The following is a 16,483-nucleotide window of genomic DNA, read 5'->3' on the forward strand; positions in this document are numbered from 1 at the left end:
TTGGTATCATTGTGTTGGGACTTAATCAGAACGACACAAGGAAGACTATATGATCACTTTCGAAGAAGCTTTTTCCTTCGATTACAGCTGCCAGCGTTCCATTTTATTGGCGAATGGGTTTTCTCAAGCCTGGAACAAAGATGTTTTCAGTTACAAGAGTCTGTTTTCCAGTGCGCACTTCGGTGAAAGGCATCGGGTGATCCGACGTATCTTCGATACGTTCAAAACATATGATTTTGAGAAGGTCATGAAACGGCTGATCGCCGCAGAAGACATCCTCAGGATCTACAATGCCGACCAGGGGCTGATTGAAGAGATCAAGGCCGATCAGGAAGCCATCAAAAACGCCCTGATTGAGGTGATATCGGCAACCCACCCGGAGTTGCCTCGTGAAGTGACGGATGAGCAATATGTTTCGGTGAGGAAATTTCTCAAGCCCTTCAGCAATGTGTTCACGCTCAATTATGACTTGTTGTTTTATTGGGCGAGAAACCAGTTTGGTCTTGAGCCGGAATATTACACGGACGATGGGTTTCGAGGCGGGCCGTGGGAGGGCCCTGAAACCCAGAATGTTCATTTCCTCCATGGCGGACTGCACATCTATGACACCCAGGGCGGTATCAGAAAGCACGCATGTTCGGATCAGGGCGAGTCGATCATTGAGCAAGTGAAACGGAACATGGAACACAGAAAGTTCCCCACCTTTGTCTCAGAACCTACACATGAGCGAAAGAGGGTAAGAATTCAGCACAACCCCTATCTCAATTATTGTTTTGAACGATTGGGCCGGTTGCAAGGGGTGTTGTTTATCTATGGACATTCGTTCGATGACAATGACCGACACATCTTCGATCAGATAAAACAGAGCTCGGTAAGCAAGGTTTTTGTGAGTGTCTACGGCGATAAGGACAGTGAAGACAATGTCTTGCTCAAAGGACGCGCTCAAGCTTACCTGGGAGCGCACCGGGTGGAGTTCTTCCAGGCTGAGAGTGCTCGGATCTGGGGTTAACGGCCGGGCCTCAGGCCCGAATTCGCGAGCAGGTTCGCCTCCACATTATCATTGGCCGTGCGCGTTTTTAATGTGGGGCAAGCCCGCTCCCACATTGGATTTTCAGTAGACACAGAACGCATGTGCAGCCTGCTGTGGGAGCGAGCCTGCTCGCGATAGCGATCTGACGGTCACTCCGGTTTTTGATAACTATCGATCACTTCCTGCGCCGCCCGAAACGCATCGATCGCCGCCGGCACGCCGGCGTACACCGCGCAATGCAGCAATGCCTCGCGAATCTCTTGCACCGTACAGCCGTTGTTCAGCGCGCCGCGAACATGCCCCTTGAGTTCCTGCGGGCACTTGAGGGCGGTGAGGGCGGCGAGGGTGATCAGGCTGCGGGTTTTCAGCGGCAGGCCTTCGCGGCTCCAGACGCTGCCCCAGGCATGTTCGTTGACGAAGTCTTGCAGCGGCTGGGTGAATTCGGTGGCGTTGCCCAGGGCGCGGTCGACGAATGCATCGCCCATCACCTGGCGTCGCATGTCCAGGCCTGTCTTTGGAGAGTCGGTCATGGCAAATCCCTCTTGTGGTGTTGGCGGCGCCAGGCGCGCACGGAGGTGTAGAGCAAAAAGGCGAGCAGCGCCGGCAGGACATAGAACAGCATCAAGCGTTCCAGCTGGCCGGCCAGGGGCATGCCGGTAGTGAACGACACCACGTGCAGCCCATAGGCCAGGTACAGGCCCAGGAACAACAGGCCTTCGGCGCGGGTGACGCGGTAGCCGGAATAGAACACCGGCAGGCACAGCACTGCCACACCGAGCATCACTGGCAGGTCGAAGTCCAGGGCGTTGGGGGAGACCGAAAGCGGCGAGGGCGCGACGAGGGCCGTCACCCCCAGGACCCCCAGCAGGTTGAACAGGTTGCTGCCGATCACGTTGCCCACGGCGATGTCCCGCTGGCCCCGCAGGGCGGCGATCAGCGAAGTGGCGAGCTCCGGCAACGAGGTGCTGACGGCCACGATGGTCAGGCCGATGATGCGTTCCGACAGCCCGAGATCGGTGGCCACTTCCACCGCCGCGCCCAGTAGCAGGTGCCCGGCGAAGATCAACATGGCCAGCCCCAGCACGATCATCGACAGGCTCTTGAACCAGGACGCCGGGGTCACATCGACCGCCACCGCATGGGGGCGCCCCGAATGCCGTGACTGGCGCAACAGCAGGCCGAGATAGATCGCCAGGGCCACCAGCAGCAGGACGCCGTCCAGCTGCGTCAGTGTCTCGTTCCACGCCAGCACGAAAACCAGCAGGCTGGCGCCGATCATCAATGGAATATCCAGGCGCACCAACTGGCGCGAGACGCGCAGCGGAATGATCAGCGCCGACAGCCCGAGGGTAACGAGAATATTGAAGATGCCGCTGCCGATCACGCTGCCCACGGCGATATCGGCGTTCTGCGCCAGGGTCGCCTGCAGGCTGACGGCCATCTGCGGTGCGCTGCTGCCGAAGGCGACGACCGTCAGGCCGATGATCAGTGGACGCACCTGCAGGCGTGCCGCCAGGCCGACGGCGGCTCGCACCAGCAGCTCGGCGCCGGTGATCAGCAACAGCAAGCCGCCGGACAGTTCGAGCAGGCTGAGCAGGGGCAGGGCAGTCAGTAGGGAAATGGCCAGGCTCCGTCTATCAATCGTCGAGGGCTTGCACACGCACCCGGGCGGTGCCGCTGCGCAGCATGCCCAGTTGCTCGGCCGCTGCGCGGGATACGTCGATCAGGCGCCCGCGGGAATACGGACCGCGGTCGTTGATGCGCACCACGACGCTGTCGTTGTTACCCAGGTTGGTGATTTTCACCCGTGTGCCGAACGGCAACTGGCGATGGGCGGCGGTCAGGCCATGCTGGTCGAAACGCTCGCCGCTGGCGGTGCGTTTGCCATGGTGGCGAGCGCCGTAATAAGAGGCAACGCCGGTCTGGTCGTAGCCGTGTGGATCGACCGTCCCGCTCTGGCTGGCACAGCCGGCCAGCAGGGACAGCAGCGCGCAGGCGCCGAGGAGACGCTTCATGTAGGGTTTTCCAGATCCAGATGTGGGAGCGAGCTGGCTCGCGAAGAGGCCATCACTTTCAACATCTGTGTTGACTGTCATGCCGCTATCGCGCGCCAGCTCGCTCCCACAGGGAATTGAGCCAGACAGCAAGACTGGCTCCATGTCCATCAGCCCTCGAGCTTGCTTTTCAGCAGTTCGTTGACCTGTTGCGGGTTGGCCTTGCCCTTGGAGGCTTTCATGGCCTGGCCGACGAAGAAGCCGAACATCTTGGCGCGCTTGGCTTCGTCCGCCGCACGGTACTGTTCGACCTGCTCGGCATTGGCCGCGAGCATTTCATCGAGCACGGCAGAGATGGCGCCGGTATCGGTGACCTGCTTCAAGCCGCGCTTCTCGATGATCTCGTCGGCGCTGCCTTCACCATTGGCCATGGCTTCGAAGACCATCTTGGCGATCTTGCCGGAAATGGTGTTGTCCTTGATCCGCAGCAGCATGCCGCCCAGTTGCTCGGCCGAGACCGGCGACTCGTCGATCTCCAGCCCCTGCTTGTTCAACAGGCTGCCCAGTTCGACCATCACCCAGTTGGCCGCCAGCTTGGCGTCGCCACCGATGCTCACGACTTTCTCGAAGTAGTCGGCCTGCTCGCGGCTGCTGGCCAGGACGTTGGCGTCATAGCTCGACAACCCGAACTGCGCCTGGAAGCGCTCGCGCTTCTGGGGTGGCAGTTCCGGCAGGGTGGCGCGCACGTCGTTGAGGAACGAGTCCTCGATGACCACCGGCAACAGGTCCGGGTCGGGGAAGTAACGGTAGTCGTTGGCTTCCTCTTTGCTGCGCATCGGACGGGTCTCGTCCTTGTTCGGATCGTACAGGCGGGTCTGCTGGATGACCTTGCCGCCGTCCTCGATCAGTTCGATCTGGCGTTGGATCTCGCTGTTGATCGCCTTCTCGATGAAGCGGAACGAGTTGACGTTCTTGATCTCGCAGCGCGTGCCGAACTCGACCTGGCCCTTGGGGCGGACCGACACGTTGCAGTCGCAGCGCAACGAGCCTTCGGCCATGTTGCCGTCGCAGATGCCCAGGTAGCGTACCAGTGCATGGATCGCCTTGACGTAGGCCACGGCTTCCTTGGCGCTGCGCATGTCCGGCTCGGAAACGATTTCCAGCAGCGGGGTGCCGGCACGGTTCAGGTCGATGCCGGAAGCGCCGTTGAATTCCTCGTGCAGGCTCTTGCCGGCGTCTTCTTCCAGGTGGGCACGAGTGATGCCGACCCGCTTGACCGTGCCGTCTTCCAGGGCGATATCCAGGTGGCCCTTGCCGACAATCGGCAGCTCCATCTGGCTGATCTGGTAGCCCTTGGGCAGGTCCGGGTAGAAGTAGTTCTTGCGGGCAAACACGTTGTGCTGGCCGATCTCGGCATCAATGGCCAGGCCGAACATCACCGCCATGCGCACCGCTTCAGCGTTGAGCACCGGCAGTACGCCGGGCATGCCCAGGTCGACCAGGCTGGCCTGGGTGTTGGGCTCGGAGCCGAACGTGGTGGCGCTACCGGAAAAGATTTTCGATCGGGTGGCGAGCTGGGTATGAATCTCCAGCCCGATCACGACTTCCCATTGCATGTGTTTCTCCTCAGAAGCCGGTTGGGGTGCGGGTGTGCCAGTCGGTATTGAGCTGGTACTGGTGCGCCACATTGAGCAGGCGACCTTCCTGGAAATACGGCGCGAGCAGTTGCACGCCCACCGGCAGGCCATCGACGAAGCCGGCCGGCATGGACAGGCCCGGCAAACCGGCGAGGTTGGCAGTGATGGTGTAGACGTCTTCCAGGTACGCGGCGACCGGGTCGCTGTTCTTGGCGCCGAGTTTCCAGGCCGGGTTCGGCGTGGTCGGGCCGAGGATGACGTCGACTTCGTCGAAGGCGGCCATGAAGTCGTTTTTCACCAGGCGGCGGATTTTCTGCGCCTTGAGGTAGTAGGCGTCGTAGTAGCCAGCGGACAGCGCGTAGGTGCCGACCATGATCCGGCGCTGCACTTCGGCGCCGAAGCCTTCGCCACGGGAGCGCTTGTACAGGTCCACCAGGTTCTGCGGGTTCTCGCAGCGGTAGCCGAAACGCACGCCGTCGAAGCGCGACAGGTTCGAGGAGGCTTCCGCCGGGGCGATGACATAGTAGGCAGGAATGGCGTGCTGCATGTTCGGCAGGCTGATTTGCTTGACCACCGCGCCGAGCTTTTCCAGTTCCTTGATGCTGTTGTGGATCAGCTCGGCGATGCGCGGGTCGAGGCCGGCGCCGAAGTATTCCTTCGGCACGCCGATGCGCAGGCCTTGCAGCGAGCCGTTGAGGCTGGCGCTGTAGTCGGGCACTGGCTCATCGATGCTGGTGGAATCGTTCGGGTCGAAGCCGGCCATGCCTTGCAGCAGGATCGCGCAGTCTTCGGCGGTACGGGCCAGCGGGCCGCCCTGGTCGAGGCTGGAAGCGTAGGCGATCATGCCCCAGCGCGAAACCCGGCCGTAGGTGGGCTTGAGGCCGGTGAGGTTGGTGAAGGCCGCAGGTTGGCGAATCGAGCCGCCGGTGTCGGTGGCGGTGGCGGCCGGCAGCAGGCGCGCGGCCACGGCGGCGGCGGAACCACCGGATGAACCGCCCGGCACGTGTTCCAGGTTCCACGGGTTCTTCACGGCGCCGTAGTGGCTCGACTCGTTGGCCGAGCCCATGGCGAATTCGTCCATGTTGGTCTTGCCCAGGGTCACGGCCCCGGCGGCGGCCAGCTTCGCGACCACGGTGGCGTCATAGGGCGCCTTGAAGTTGTCCAGCATCTTCGAGCCGCAGCTGGTGCGGATGCCCTGGGTGCAGAACAGGTCCTTGTGGGCAATCGGCGCGCCGAGCAGGGCACCGCTTTCACCGTTGGCGCGACGGGCATCGGCGGCCTTGGCCTGGCTCAAGGCCAATTCTTCGGTAAGGCTGATGAAGCTGTTGATCTGTGGGTCGAGCTGGGCGATACGCGCCAGCAGGGCCTTGGTCAGCTCTTCGGAGGAAAACTTTTTATCGGCGAGTCCGCGGGCGATCTCGGCCAGTGTCATGTGATGCATGAGAGGCTCTTTCCCTTTAGTCGATGACTTTCGGAACCAGGTACAGGCCGTTTTCGACCGCTGGTGCGATGGACTGATAGGCCTCGCGGTTATCGGATTCGGTCACGACGTCGGCGCGCAGGCGCTGGCTGGCTTCCAGTGGATGGGCCAGGGGTTCGATACCGTCGGTATCGACGGCCTGCATCTCGTCGACCAGCCCCAGAATGCTGTTCAGGGCGGAAGTGATGTGTGGAAGATCGGCTTCATTGAGGCCCAGGCAGGCCAGATGAGCGATTTTTTCCACGTCGGAGCGTTCAAGCGCCATGGGTTTCTCCAGTGGAAAACAAAACGGACGCAGTCTGTCCGTGTGTTAGATTGTCGGAACACTACCGCATTTCTACGGTCCAGTGCCCTGTATCACGAATTCTGTCCCTTTTTTGACGGCGTCTGTTGCCATCATGCTGCGTTGCCGCTTCTCGCCTTGGCGGGCGATGACTCTTCGCGGCGTCTTGCCTGCCGACAATAGCCGCTCGTCAAAAAGGAACGTATCTGCAAAACAGGGCACTGGCCGCGATCGTGGGGTTTGGTGCATAGAAAAGCGGCCAATTTAACATATTGGCGCCTTGCCCAAAATCCCTGTCGTTGTTAGAGTTTGCCGCACTTTTTTACCCACGCGTTGCCTAGGGTCCCTTTCCCATGTTCAAGAAACTGCGTGGCATGTTTTCCAGCGATCTCTCCATCGACCTGGGCACTGCCAACACCCTTATTTACGTGCGCGAGCGCGGTATCGTCCTGAATGAACCCTCGGTCGTGGCTATCCGCACCCACGGCAACCAGAAGAGTGTCGTGGCTGTCGGTACGGAAGCCAAGCGCATGCTGGGCCGTACACCGGGCAACATCGCAGCCATTCGTCCCATGAAAGACGGCGTGATCGCCGATTTCAGCGTCTGCGAAAAGATGCTGCAGTATTTCATCAACAAGGTTCACGAAAACAGTTTTCTGCAGCCCAGCCCTCGTGTGCTGATCTGCGTTCCATGCAAGTCTACCCAGGTAGAGCGTCGGGCCATCCGTGAGTCGGCCCTCGGCGCCGGTGCCCGCGAAGTGTTCCTGATCGAAGAACCGATGGCCGCGGCCATCGGTGCCGGCCTGCCGGTGGAAGAGGCCCGTGGTTCGATGGTCGTCGACATCGGCGGCGGTACCACCGAAATCGCGTTGATCTCCCTCAACGGGGTGGTCTACGCCGAATCCGTGCGTGTGGGCGGCGACCGTTTCGACGAAGCGATCATCACCTACGTGCGTCGCAACTACGGCAGCCTGATCGGTGAGTCCACCGCCGAGCGCATCAAGCAGGAAATCGGTACGGCCTACCCGGGCGGCGAAGTTCGCGAAGTCGACGTTCGTGGCCGTAACCTGGCAGAAGGCGTTCCACGGGCCTTCACCCTGAACTCCAACGAAGTTCTGGAAGCGCTGCAGGAATCCCTGGCCACTATCGTTCAGGCCGTCAAGAGCGCCCTGGAGCAGTCGCCGCCGGAACTGGCGTCGGACATCGCCGAGCGCGGCCTGGTGCTGACCGGTGGTGGTGCGCTGCTGCGTGACCTCGACAAGCTGCTGGCCCAGGAAACAGGCCTGCCGGTGATCGTGGCCGAAGACCCGCTGACTTGCGTTGCCCGCGGCGGTGGCCGTGCCTTGGAGATGATGGACAAGCACACCATGGACCTGCTCTCCAGCGAATAATCGCCGGATTGCGTTACATGGGGGCGCGCACAGGCAGCACTTTGCAGTGCTGCCTGTTGGCGTTTATCTTCTGTCATTCGTATCCAGGCCGGTTCGATACCGTATGAATAAAGAGAACGTTTGCCTGGGAGGAGCGGCTTATTAAACCGCTTTTTGCCAAAGGCCCCTCGCTGGGTGTGCGCCTGCTGGTGCTGGCCGTGCTATCGGTCGCGCTGATGGTGGTCGATGCCCGCTTCACGCTGCTCAAGCCCGTGCGCAGCCAGATGTCCCTGGTCCTGATGGAGTCGTACTGGATCACCGACCTGCCGCAACGGTTGTGGCAAGGTGTGGCCAGCCAGTTCGGCAGCCGCACCGAGCTGGTCGCCGAAAACGAGAAACTCAAGACTGAAAACCTGCTGCTGCAGGGGCGCATGCAAAAGCTGGCAGCCCTCACCGAGCAGAACGTGCGGCTGCGCGAGTTGCTCAATTCTTCCGCGTTGGTCAACGAAAAGGTCGAAGTGGCCGAGTTGATCGGCATGGACCCCAACCCCTTCACCCATCGCATCATCATCAACAAGGGTGAGCGCGACGGCGTGGTCCTTGGCCAGCCGGTGCTCGACGCCCGTGGCCTGATGGGCCAGGTGGTGGAGTTGATGCCCTACACATCCCGTGTACTGCTGCTGACCGACACCACCCACAGCATTCCCGTGCAGGTCAACCGCAACGGCTTGCGGGCGATTGCCAGCGGCACCGGCAACCCCGAGCGACTGGAGTTGCGGCACGTGGCTGATACCGCCGATATCAAGGAAGGCGACCTGCTGGTCAGCTCCGGCCTCGGCCAGCGGTTCCCGGCCGGTTATCCGGTGGCGACGGTCAAGGAAGTCATCCATGACTCCGGCCAGCCATTCGCCATCGTTCGTGCGGTACCGACGGCCGCGCTGAACCGCAGTCGCTACCTGCTGCTGGTGTTCAGCGACAACCGTACGCCGGAAGAGCGCGCCAACGACGCTGCCGTGGCCCAGGAAGCCCAGGACCGGCAGGGTGGTGACGCCGCGACTCCTGGCGGCGCGACCCCGGCCGCGACGCCGAGCCCATCGACACCCGCACCAGCCGCGCCTGCCTCGCCAACCCCACCGGCCGCTGCACCCGCGGCCACACCGGCCAGGCCTGCCGCCCATGCGCCGGCGCCCCGTCCCGCGACCAAGCCACCTGCCGCCACGCCGGCCACCAGGGGAGCACGAGAAGAATGAGCAGTACTCAATCCGGTAACGGCTGGATGGTCTGGCTGACCTTTGCCCTCGGCCTGTTGCTCAGCGTTTCGCCCTTGCCGCAGTTCATGGAAATCCTGCGCCCGCTGTGGCTGGCGCTGCTGCTGGCCTTCTGGGCCCTGGCGCTGCCGCACAAGGTGGGCATGGTCACCGCCTGGTGCCTGGGGCTGGCCGAGGATGTGCTCTACGGCACGCTGCTGGGCCAGAACGCGCTGATCCTCACCCTGATCACCTTTCTGGTGCTGTCGTTGCAGCAACGCCTGCGGATGTTCCCGATGTGGCAGCAAAGCCTGGTGATCCTGGTGATCTTCGGCCTGGCGCAACTGGTGCAACTATGGCTCAGCGCCCTGACCGGCAATCGCCAGCCGACCCTGGCGCTGGTATTGCCCGCCCTGGTCAGTGCGTTGCTCTGGCCATGGATCAGCTTCGGTTTGCGCGGCCTGCGCCTGCGTTTCAAAATCAACTGATTCGTTCGGGCATTTGAGAGGAAAGTGTCTTGATGAAATCGCTTTACCTCGCCTCCGGCTCACCGCGCCGACGTGAACTGCTCACGCAGATCGGCGTGACTTTTACCGCTATCGCAGCGGATATCGACGAAACTCCCCAGGACAACGAAAGCCCATCGGCCTATGTCGAACGCCTTGCGCGCGGCAAGGCCGAGGCCGGGCGGCGGGCCATGCCCGTCGGCGATGACGGCTGTGTGCTGGGAGCCGATACCGCCGTGGTACTGGATGGGCGGATCCTCGGCAAACCGCTGGATCAGGCGGATTCCCTGGCCATGCTGATGGCCTTGTCCGGTCGCGACCACCAAGTGTTGACGGCCATCGCCGTGCTGGACGGGCAGCGCTGCGAGTCTCGTGTCGTCGGCAGTCGGGTGCGTTTTCGCACGATCACTGAACGGGAGGCCCTTGCCTATTGGGCCAGCGGTGAACCCCGGGACAAGGCCGGCAGCTATGGTATCCAGGGGCTGGGAGCGGTGTTCGTCGCCGGGCTCGAGGGCAGCTATTCGGCGGTGGTCGGCCTGCCGCTGTGCGAAACCGCAGAACTGTTGGGCCATTTCGGCATACCCTGTTGGCAAACCTTCAATGCGCGTTGAGCGCCGTCCGACCTGATGCGGCCATTATCGTGAACATGCCTGAACGAGACCCTGCCATGAGTGAAGAGATCCTGATCAACATCACGCCGATGGAATCGCGCGTGGCGGTGGTTGAAAACGGTGTGTTGCAAGAGGTTCATGTCGAGCGTACGCAGAAGCGCGGCATTGTCGGCAATATCTACAAGGGCAAGGTGGTGCGGGTGTTGCCGGGCATGCAGGCGGCATTCGTCGATATCGGCCTGGACCGCGCGGCGTTCATCCATGCCTCGGAAATCTCCATGCGCGAGGGGCCGGCGGTGGAAAGCATCGGCGCCCTGGTCCATGAAGGCCAGAGCCTGGTGGTGCAGGTCACCAAGGACCCCATCGGCTCCAAGGGCGCGCGCCTGACCACGCAACTGTCCATTCCGTCGCGCTACCTGGTGTACATGCCGCGTACCGCCCACGTCGGGATTTCCCTGAAGATCGAGGACGAAGCCGAGCGCGAGCGCCTCAAGCAGGTGGTCAGCGACTGTGTGGAAAAAGAAGGCATCAAGGAGACCGGCGGCTTTATCCTGCGCACCGCCGCCGAAGGGGCCGGGGCCGATGAGATCCTCATGGATATCCGCTACCTGCGCAGGCTCTGGGACCAGATTGCCGCCCAGATCAAGACCATCGCCACTCCCAGCGTGATCTACGAGGACCTGGGCCTGGCACTGCGGACCCTGCGGGACCTGGTCAGCCCCAAGATCGAGAAAATCCGCATCGATTCCCGGGAAACCTTCCAGAAGACCACTCAGTTCGTGGCCGAGCTGATGCCGGAAATCGCCGACCGTCTCGAGCATTACCCCGGCGAGCGGCCGATATTCGACCTGTACGGCGTCGAGGACGAGATCCAGAAAGCCCTCGAGCGCAAGGTGCCGCTCAAGTCCGGCGGGTACCTGGTGGTGGACCCGGCCGAAGCCATGAGCACCATCGACGTCAATACCGGTGCCTTCGTCGGCCACCGCAACCTCGAAGAAACCATTTTCAAGACCAACCTCGAGGCGGCCACGGCCATTGCCCGGCAATTGCGCCTGCGCAACCTGGGCGGGATCATCATCATCGACTTCATCGACATGGAAGACGAAGAGCATCAGCGCCAGGTGTTGAGGACGCTGGAGAAACAACTCGAGCGCGATCACGCCAAGACCAACATCATCGGTATCACCGAGCTGGGCCTGGTGCAGATGACCCGCAAGCGCACTCGTGAAAGCCTCGAGCAAGTGCTGTGCGAACCATGCAGCAGCTGCCAGGGACGGGGCAAGCTCAAGACCCCGGAAACCGTGTGTTACGAAATCTTCCGGGAAATTCTCCGGGAAGCGCGCGCCTACCAGGCCACCGGCTATAGAGTGTTGGCTAACCAGAAAGTGGTGGACCGCCTGCTCGACGAGGAATCGGGTAATGTCGCGGAGTTGGAGGCCTTTATCGGGCGAACGATTCGCTTCCAGGTCGAAACCATGTATTCCCAGGAACAATACGACGTTGTGCTGCTCTGACGTGGCTCCTGAAACAGCGATCTCGCTGATTTGAACACCATTGCCAGGGGAGTCTGCTGACATGGAGCGTTTGATACGCATTTTGGCCACGCTGACCCGTTGGGGGCTGGGTCTGTGCGCGCTGCTGTTGGTACTGCTGGCATTGTATGTCAGCCTTGGCCGGGAGCTGGCGCCCCTGGTGGCGGAGTATCGCGCAGAGGTCGAGACCCGGGCCGGCGATGCCTTGGGCATGCCCGTGCACATTGGCAGCCTGGAGGGTGGCTGGAGCGCATTGGCGCCGATCCTGTCGGCCCACGACGTGACGGTGGGAGACGGCGCCAATGCCCTGCACCTGGACCAGGTGCGGGCCGTACCCGACTTGTGGGGCAGCCTGCTGGCGCGTCAGGTGCGCATCGCTCATCTGGAGCTTGGCGGCCTGAAAGTCAGCCTCAAGGAAGGCGCGGACGGCCAGTGGGCCCTGGAAGGCCTGCCGGTGAAGGACGACCAGCCCCTGGATCCGCAGCAGTTGCTGGAGCGCATGCAGATGATCTCCAGGCTTTCGATCCTCGACAGCCAGGTCACCTTGCAACCCCTGGAACAATCGCCGCTGACCCTGACCTATGTCGGCCTGAGCCTGAAGACCGGGGCCACCCGTCAGCGCCTGGATGCCCGCCTGACCCTGCCCGACGGCCAACCGGTGGCGCTCAACCTGCGCACCCGCATCCGAGCCAGCGATTGGAAGAACGGTCAGGCCGAAGCCTACCTGAGCCTGCCCCAGAGTGACTGGTCGAAATGGCTGCCCAAAGGCCTGACCCGACAATGGCATTTCTCCCAGATCAAGGCGGGCGGTGAACTCTGGTTGAGCTGGGGCGCGGGGACGCTGCAAAGTGCGGCCGTACGCTTGAATGCGCCGCAGCTCACGGGAGCCTATGCCGAGCGCAAGCCGGTGCAGGTCCGCAACCTGGCGCTCGATGGGTATTTCCAGCGTGGCGCGGACGGTTTTACCGCGACGTTCGACTCCCTGGCGATGAGCCTGGGGGAAACCCGCTGGGAGTCGCGCCTGCAATTGCAACAGAGTGCCGCCACCGAGAAGGCCGAAGAACTCTGGCACCTGCAGGCCGACCGCCTCGACCTGACCCCGCTCACGCCCCTGCTCCATTCCCTGGCACCGTTGCCCGAAGGCGTCGCGACGGCGATCGACCGGCTCAAGGTGACCGGCGCCTTGCGCAACGTGCTGCTGGACTACCGTCCACAGAACGCTGGCGACCGCAAGGTCAGCTTCGCCACCAACCTGGATACCGTCGGGTTCGATGCCTATCGCGGCGCACCGGCGGCGCGCAACGTCTCGGGCAGCCTCAGTGGCGACCTCGGTGGCGGTGAGCTGCGCATGGACAGCAAGGATTTCGTCCTGCACCTGGACCCGATCTTCGCCAAGCCGTGGCAGTACCTGCAGGCCAACGCACGGTTGACCTGGAAACTGGACAAGCAAAGCTTCACCCTGATCGCGCCCTACCTGAAGGTACTGGGAGAAGAGGGCAGGATCGCCGGCGATTTCCTGATTCGCCTGCACCTGGACCACAGCCAGGAAGACTACATGGACCTGCGAGTGGGCCTGGTGGATGGCGACGGTCGCTACACCGCCAAGTATCTGCCGGCGGTCCTGAGCCCGGCCCTGGACGAGTGGCTGCGTACGGCCATCGTCAAAGGGGCGGTAGACCAGGGTTTTTTCCAGTACCAAGGCTCGCTTAACCACGGTGCCGGAGACGCGGCCCGCAGCATCAGCCTGTTTTTCAAGGTTCATGACGCCGAACTGGCGTTCCAGCCGGGCTGGCCTTCGGTCAGCAAGGTCAGCGGCGACGTCTTCGTCGAGGACAGCGGCGTGCGCATCTATGCCAGCCAGGGCCAGTTGCTGGACACGCAGGTCAAGGACGTCACGGTGGAAATTCCCCATGCCCCGAGCGGGCAACCTTCGCATCTGCTGTTGGACGGCGGGTTCGCTGGTGGCCTGGGAGACGGTCTGAAAATCCTCCAGACGGCACCGATCGGCACCGCCGAGACGTTCGCCGGATGGGAAGGCGAGGGGAGCCTGCAAGGCAATGTGAAGCTGGACATTCCCCTGGCCAAGGGCGAGCAGCCCAAGATTCTCGTGGACTTCAATACCGACAAGGCCCGGCTCAAGCTCAGCGAGCCGGCGCTGGAGTTGACCCAGCTCAAAGGCGACTTGCGCTTCGACAGCAGCAAGGGGCTGAGCGGCAAGAACATTTCCGCCCAGGCATTCGACCGGCCCGTGACGGCGCAGATCTTTGCCGAAGGCCGTGCCGGTGCGCTCAATACCCGGATAACGGCGTCCGGACGGGTGGAGACCAAGAAGCTCACCGACTGGCTGGGCGTCACCCAGGCGTTGCCCGTATCCGGGGTGATTCCGTATCAGTTGCAAGTCATCCTGGACGGCGCCGACAGCCAGTTGTCGGTCAACTCCAATCTCAAGGGCGTGGCCGTGAACCTGCCCGCGCCTTTTGGTCTGGCAGCCGATGTCGGCCGTGACACGGTGTTTCGCATGACGCTGCAAGGCGCGGAGCGACGCTATTGGGTGGACTACGGCGATGTGGCCAATTTCACCTATGCGGCACCGAGCGGCAAGGTGGCCGAAGGGCGTGGCGAGCTGCTGCTGGGGGATGGCGATGCCGTGTTGCCGGGCGCCAAGGGCATACGGCTGCGAGGCTCGCTGCCTGAGCTGGACGTGGAGCCCTGGCAGGAACTGGTGAACAAATACGCAGGTCACGACCCGGGCGGCAGCGCCAGGCAACTGCTCAGCGGCGCCGACCTGAAGGTGGGCAAGCTCACGGCCATGGGCACGACCCTGGACCAGGTGGCGCTGCAGCTCGACCGCAAGCCGGACGCCTGGGCCTTGCGCCTCGACAGCCAGCAGGCCAAGGGCAATGTCAGCCTGCCGGACGCCAAGGCCGCGCCCATCGGCATCAAGCTGGATTATGTCCGCCTGCCGGCTGCGGACCCGACGGTACAGGCCGACGAAAATGCCCCAGACCCGTTGGCATCGGTCGATCCCACCCGGATCCCGGCCATGGATATCGCCATTGGCCAATTGTTCCAGGGCACTGACCTGATCGGCGCGTGGTCTCTGAAAGTACGGCCGACTGCCAAGGGCATCGCGCTGAGCAACCTGGACATGGGGCTCAAGGGCATGGTCTTGAACGGCAGCGGCGGTTGGGAAGGTGCGCCAGGCGCCACCAGCAGTTGGTACAAGGGACGCATCAGCGGCAAGAACCTGGCCGACGTGCTCAAGGGTTGGGGCTTCGCCCCCAGCGTGACCAGCCAGGAATTCCGCCTGGATGTCGATGGCCGTTGGCCCGGCTCGCCGGCGTGGGTCGCCACCAAGCGCTTTTCCGGCAGCCTCGATGCCTCGCTGAGCAAGGGCCAGTTCGTCGAGATCGAAGGCAGCGCCCAGGCGCTGAGGGTATTCGGTTTGCTGAACTTCAACTCCATCGGCCGACGGCTGCGCCTGGATTTCTCCGATCTGTTCGGCAAGGGCCTGAGCTATGACCGGGTCAAGGGGCTGCTGGTGGCCAGCGATGGTGTCTACGTGACCCGTGAACCCATTACGCTGACGGGGCCGTCGAGCAACCTGGAACTCAACGGAACGCTGGACATGGTGGGCGACCGGGTCGACGCCAAGCTGCTGGTGACGCTGCCGGTGACCAATAACCTGCCGATTGCCGCGCTGATTGTCGGCGCACCGGCGGTGGGAGGCGCATTGTTTCTGATCGATAAACTGATCGGCGACCGCGTGGCGCGGTTCGCCAGCGTAAGATACGACGTCAAAGGGCCTTGGAAGGAGCCGAAGATCACCTTCGACAAGCCGTTCTGATGGACGATGGGATAACTCCCGTGGGAGCGAGCTTGCTCGCCCCCACGGGAGAATGATGCAGAAAATGAGGGAAACACCATGCCAGTCGCCGTGATTCAAATGGTCAGCCAGAGCGATGTGCTCGCCAATCTGGCCCGCGCCCGGGTACTGCTGGAGCAGGCCGCTGCCGGCGGCGCGAGACTGGCGGTGCTGCCCGAGAATTTCGCGGCCATGGGACGGCGTGACATTGCCGACATCGGTCGCGCCGAAGCCTTTGGTCAGGGGCCGATCCTGCCCTGGTTGAAACAGGTCGCCCGCGACCTCAGGTTATGGATCGTGGCCGGGACGTTGCCCTTGCCGCCGGTGGATCGGCCCGAGGCCAAGGCCCATGCCTGTTCGCTGTTGATAGACGATCAGGGCCAGGTGGTGGCGCGCTACGACAAGCTGCACCTGTTCGACGTGGACGTGGCGGACAATCGGGGACGCTATCGTGAGTCGGATGACTATGCTTATGGCGGTAACGTGGTGGTCGCCGATACGCCCGTAGGGCGTGTGGGCCTGACGGTCTGCTATGACTTGCGTTTTCCGGAACTCTATAGCGAGCTCCGGGCTGCCGGGGCCGAGCTGATCACCGCGCCCTCGGCGTTCACGGCGGTCACCGGTGCCGCTCATTGGGAGGTGTTGATTCGCGCCCGGGCCATTGAAACCCAGTGCTACGTGCTGGCGGCCGCACAGGGTGGCGTGCATCCGGGGCCACGTGAAACCTTTGGCCACGCCGCCATCGTCGACCCGTGGGGGCGGGTGCTGGCGCACCAGGATCAAGGCGAAGCCGTGCTGCTGGCCGAGTTGGACAGCAGCGAACAGGCGTCCATCAGGGCGCGCATGCCGGTGGCAAGCCATCGGCGCTTTTTCTCGCAGGGCGCTCGACAGCGGCCTGTCCAAGACGACGAATTCAAGGCGTAGAACA

The 16,483-nt window shown here is 62.7% G+C and carries 14 protein-coding genes; 8 read left to right on the forward strand and 6 right to left on the reverse strand.

Going from position 1 to position 16,483, the window contains the following annotated elements; all coding sequences use genetic code 11:
* Nucleotides 1-49 precede the first annotated feature (49 nt).
* Nucleotides 50-1,009 carry a DUF4917 family protein gene (locus tag AC1M7R_RS15475; RefSeq protein ID WP_490609734.1) on the forward strand — a complete coding sequence of 320 codons (960 nt, stop codon included), beginning with the start codon at nucleotides 50-52 and terminating at the stop codon, nucleotides 1,007-1,009.
* A gap of 170 nt (nucleotides 1,010-1,179) precedes the next feature.
* Here AC1M7R_RS15475 and AC1M7R_RS15480 read toward each other — a convergent pair whose 3' ends face one another.
* The 6 genes from AC1M7R_RS15480 to gatC form a co-directional block, all read right to left on the reverse strand.
* Nucleotides 1,180-1,560: a carboxymuconolactone decarboxylase family protein gene (locus AC1M7R_RS15480; protein WP_092180145.1), complete on the reverse strand. Its 381-nt coding sequence runs from the start codon at nucleotides 1,558-1,560 to the stop codon at nucleotides 1,180-1,182.
* A complete protein-coding gene (locus AC1M7R_RS15485) occupies nucleotides 1,557-2,618 on the reverse strand; it encodes a calcium/sodium antiporter (protein WP_072388753.1) in 1,062 nt (353 codons plus the stop codon). Before AC1M7R_RS15485 ends, AC1M7R_RS15480 begins: the two co-directional genes overlap by 4 nt.
* A gap of 49 nt (nucleotides 2,619-2,667) precedes the next feature.
* Complete coding sequence (locus tag AC1M7R_RS15490) at nucleotides 2,668-3,045, reverse strand: septal ring lytic transglycosylase RlpA family protein (RefSeq protein WP_072388427.1); 378 nt, start codon at nucleotides 3,043-3,045, stop codon at nucleotides 2,668-2,670.
* A 149-nt stretch (nucleotides 3,046-3,194) separates the two neighbouring features.
* Nucleotides 3,195-4,640, reverse strand: a complete 1,446-nt coding sequence (gatB, locus tag AC1M7R_RS15495) for an Asp-tRNA(Asn)/Glu-tRNA(Gln) amidotransferase subunit GatB (protein ID WP_072388425.1) — start codon at nucleotides 4,638-4,640, stop codon at nucleotides 3,195-3,197.
* Between the two features lie 10 nt (nucleotides 4,641-4,650).
* The gene (gene gatA / locus AC1M7R_RS15500) at nucleotides 4,651-6,102 is read right to left on the reverse strand and encodes an Asp-tRNA(Asn)/Glu-tRNA(Gln) amidotransferase subunit GatA (RefSeq protein WP_072388423.1); all 1,452 of its coding nucleotides are present in this window, start codon (nucleotides 6,100-6,102) and stop codon (nucleotides 4,651-4,653) included.
* A 16-nt stretch (nucleotides 6,103-6,118) separates the two neighbouring features.
* Nucleotides 6,119-6,406 (reverse strand): Asp-tRNA(Asn)/Glu-tRNA(Gln) amidotransferase subunit GatC, encoded by a 288-nt coding sequence (gene gatC / locus AC1M7R_RS15505; RefSeq protein WP_072388421.1) that lies wholly within the window; start codon nucleotides 6,404-6,406, stop codon nucleotides 6,119-6,121.
* Between the two features lie 371 nt (nucleotides 6,407-6,777).
* Here gatC and mreB point away from each other — a divergent pair, with 371 nt between their 5' ends.
* The 7 genes from mreB to AC1M7R_RS15540 all read left to right on the forward strand — a co-directional run bounded on the left by mreB (nucleotide 6,778) and on the right by AC1M7R_RS15540 (nucleotide 16,479).
* Nucleotides 6,778-7,815 (forward strand): rod shape-determining protein MreB, encoded by a 1,038-nt coding sequence (mreB, locus tag AC1M7R_RS15510; RefSeq protein ID WP_002555108.1) that lies wholly within the window; start codon nucleotides 6,778-6,780, stop codon nucleotides 7,813-7,815.
* Between the two features lie 188 nt (nucleotides 7,816-8,003).
* Nucleotides 8,004-9,044, forward strand: a complete 1,041-nt coding sequence (mreC, locus tag AC1M7R_RS15515) for a rod shape-determining protein MreC (protein WP_442961970.1) — start codon at nucleotides 8,004-8,006, stop codon at nucleotides 9,042-9,044.
* Nucleotides 9,041-9,529 (forward strand): rod shape-determining protein MreD, encoded by a 489-nt coding sequence (gene mreD, locus AC1M7R_RS15520; RefSeq protein WP_072388417.1) that lies wholly within the window; start codon nucleotides 9,041-9,043, stop codon nucleotides 9,527-9,529. The genes mreC and mreD overlap by 4 nt, the downstream gene beginning before the upstream one ends.
* Before the next feature lie 32 nt (nucleotides 9,530-9,561).
* Nucleotides 9,562-10,158 (forward strand): Maf family protein, encoded by a 597-nt coding sequence (locus tag AC1M7R_RS15525; protein ID WP_072430757.1) that lies wholly within the window; start codon nucleotides 9,562-9,564, stop codon nucleotides 10,156-10,158.
* A 56-nt stretch (nucleotides 10,159-10,214) separates the two neighbouring features.
* Entirely contained in the window at nucleotides 10,215-11,672 is a 1,458-nt protein-coding gene (gene rng, locus AC1M7R_RS15530; RefSeq protein WP_072388413.1) for a ribonuclease G, read from the forward strand.
* Between the two features lie 61 nt (nucleotides 11,673-11,733).
* On the forward strand, nucleotides 11,734-15,537 hold the full coding sequence (locus AC1M7R_RS15535; protein ID WP_072388411.1) for a YhdP family protein: 3,804 nt from the start codon (nucleotides 11,734-11,736) through the stop codon (nucleotides 15,535-15,537).
* 78 nt (nucleotides 15,538-15,615) lie between these two features.
* Nucleotides 15,616-16,479 carry a carbon-nitrogen hydrolase family protein gene (locus tag AC1M7R_RS15540; RefSeq protein WP_490609735.1) on the forward strand — a complete coding sequence of 288 codons (864 nt, stop codon included), beginning with the start codon at nucleotides 15,616-15,618 and terminating at the stop codon, nucleotides 16,477-16,479.
* Nucleotides 16,480-16,483 lie beyond the last annotated feature (4 nt).

The organism is Pseudomonas sp. MS01C9, from assembly GCF_058202755.1.

Excerpts from the sequence above, each read along its gene's own strand:
- AC1M7R_RS15475 (WP_490609734.1), top strand. The coding sequence starts at position 50 with ATGATCACTTTCGAAGAAGCTTTTTCCTTCGATTACAGCTGCCAGCGT.
- AC1M7R_RS15480 (WP_092180145.1), bottom strand. The coding sequence starts at position 1,560 with ATGACCGACTCTCCAAAGACAGGCCTGGACATGCGACGCCAGGTGATG.
- AC1M7R_RS15490 (WP_072388427.1), bottom strand. The coding sequence starts at position 3,045 with ATGAAGCGTCTCCTCGGCGCCTGCGCGCTGCTGTCCCTGCTGGCCGGC.
- gatB (WP_072388425.1), bottom strand. The coding sequence starts at position 4,640 with ATGCAATGGGAAGTCGTGATCGGGCTGGAGATTCATACCCAGCTCGCC.
- gatA (WP_072388423.1), bottom strand. The coding sequence starts at position 6,102 with ATGCATCACATGACACTGGCCGAGATCGCCCGCGGACTCGCCGATAAA.
- gatC (WP_072388421.1), bottom strand. The coding sequence starts at position 6,406 with ATGGCGCTTGAACGCTCCGACGTGGAAAAAATCGCTCATCTGGCCTGC.
- mreB (WP_002555108.1), top strand. The coding sequence starts at position 6,778 with ATGTTCAAGAAACTGCGTGGCATGTTTTCCAGCGATCTCTCCATCGAC.
- mreD (WP_072388417.1), top strand. The coding sequence starts at position 9,041 with ATGAGCAGTACTCAATCCGGTAACGGCTGGATGGTCTGGCTGACCTTT.
- AC1M7R_RS15525 (WP_072430757.1), top strand. The coding sequence starts at position 9,562 with ATGAAATCGCTTTACCTCGCCTCCGGCTCACCGCGCCGACGTGAACTG.
- rng (WP_072388413.1), top strand. The coding sequence starts at position 10,215 with ATGAGTGAAGAGATCCTGATCAACATCACGCCGATGGAATCGCGCGTG.
- AC1M7R_RS15535 (WP_072388411.1), top strand. The coding sequence starts at position 11,734 with ATGGAGCGTTTGATACGCATTTTGGCCACGCTGACCCGTTGGGGGCTG.
- AC1M7R_RS15540 (WP_490609735.1), top strand. The coding sequence starts at position 15,616 with ATGCCAGTCGCCGTGATTCAAATGGTCAGCCAGAGCGATGTGCTCGCC.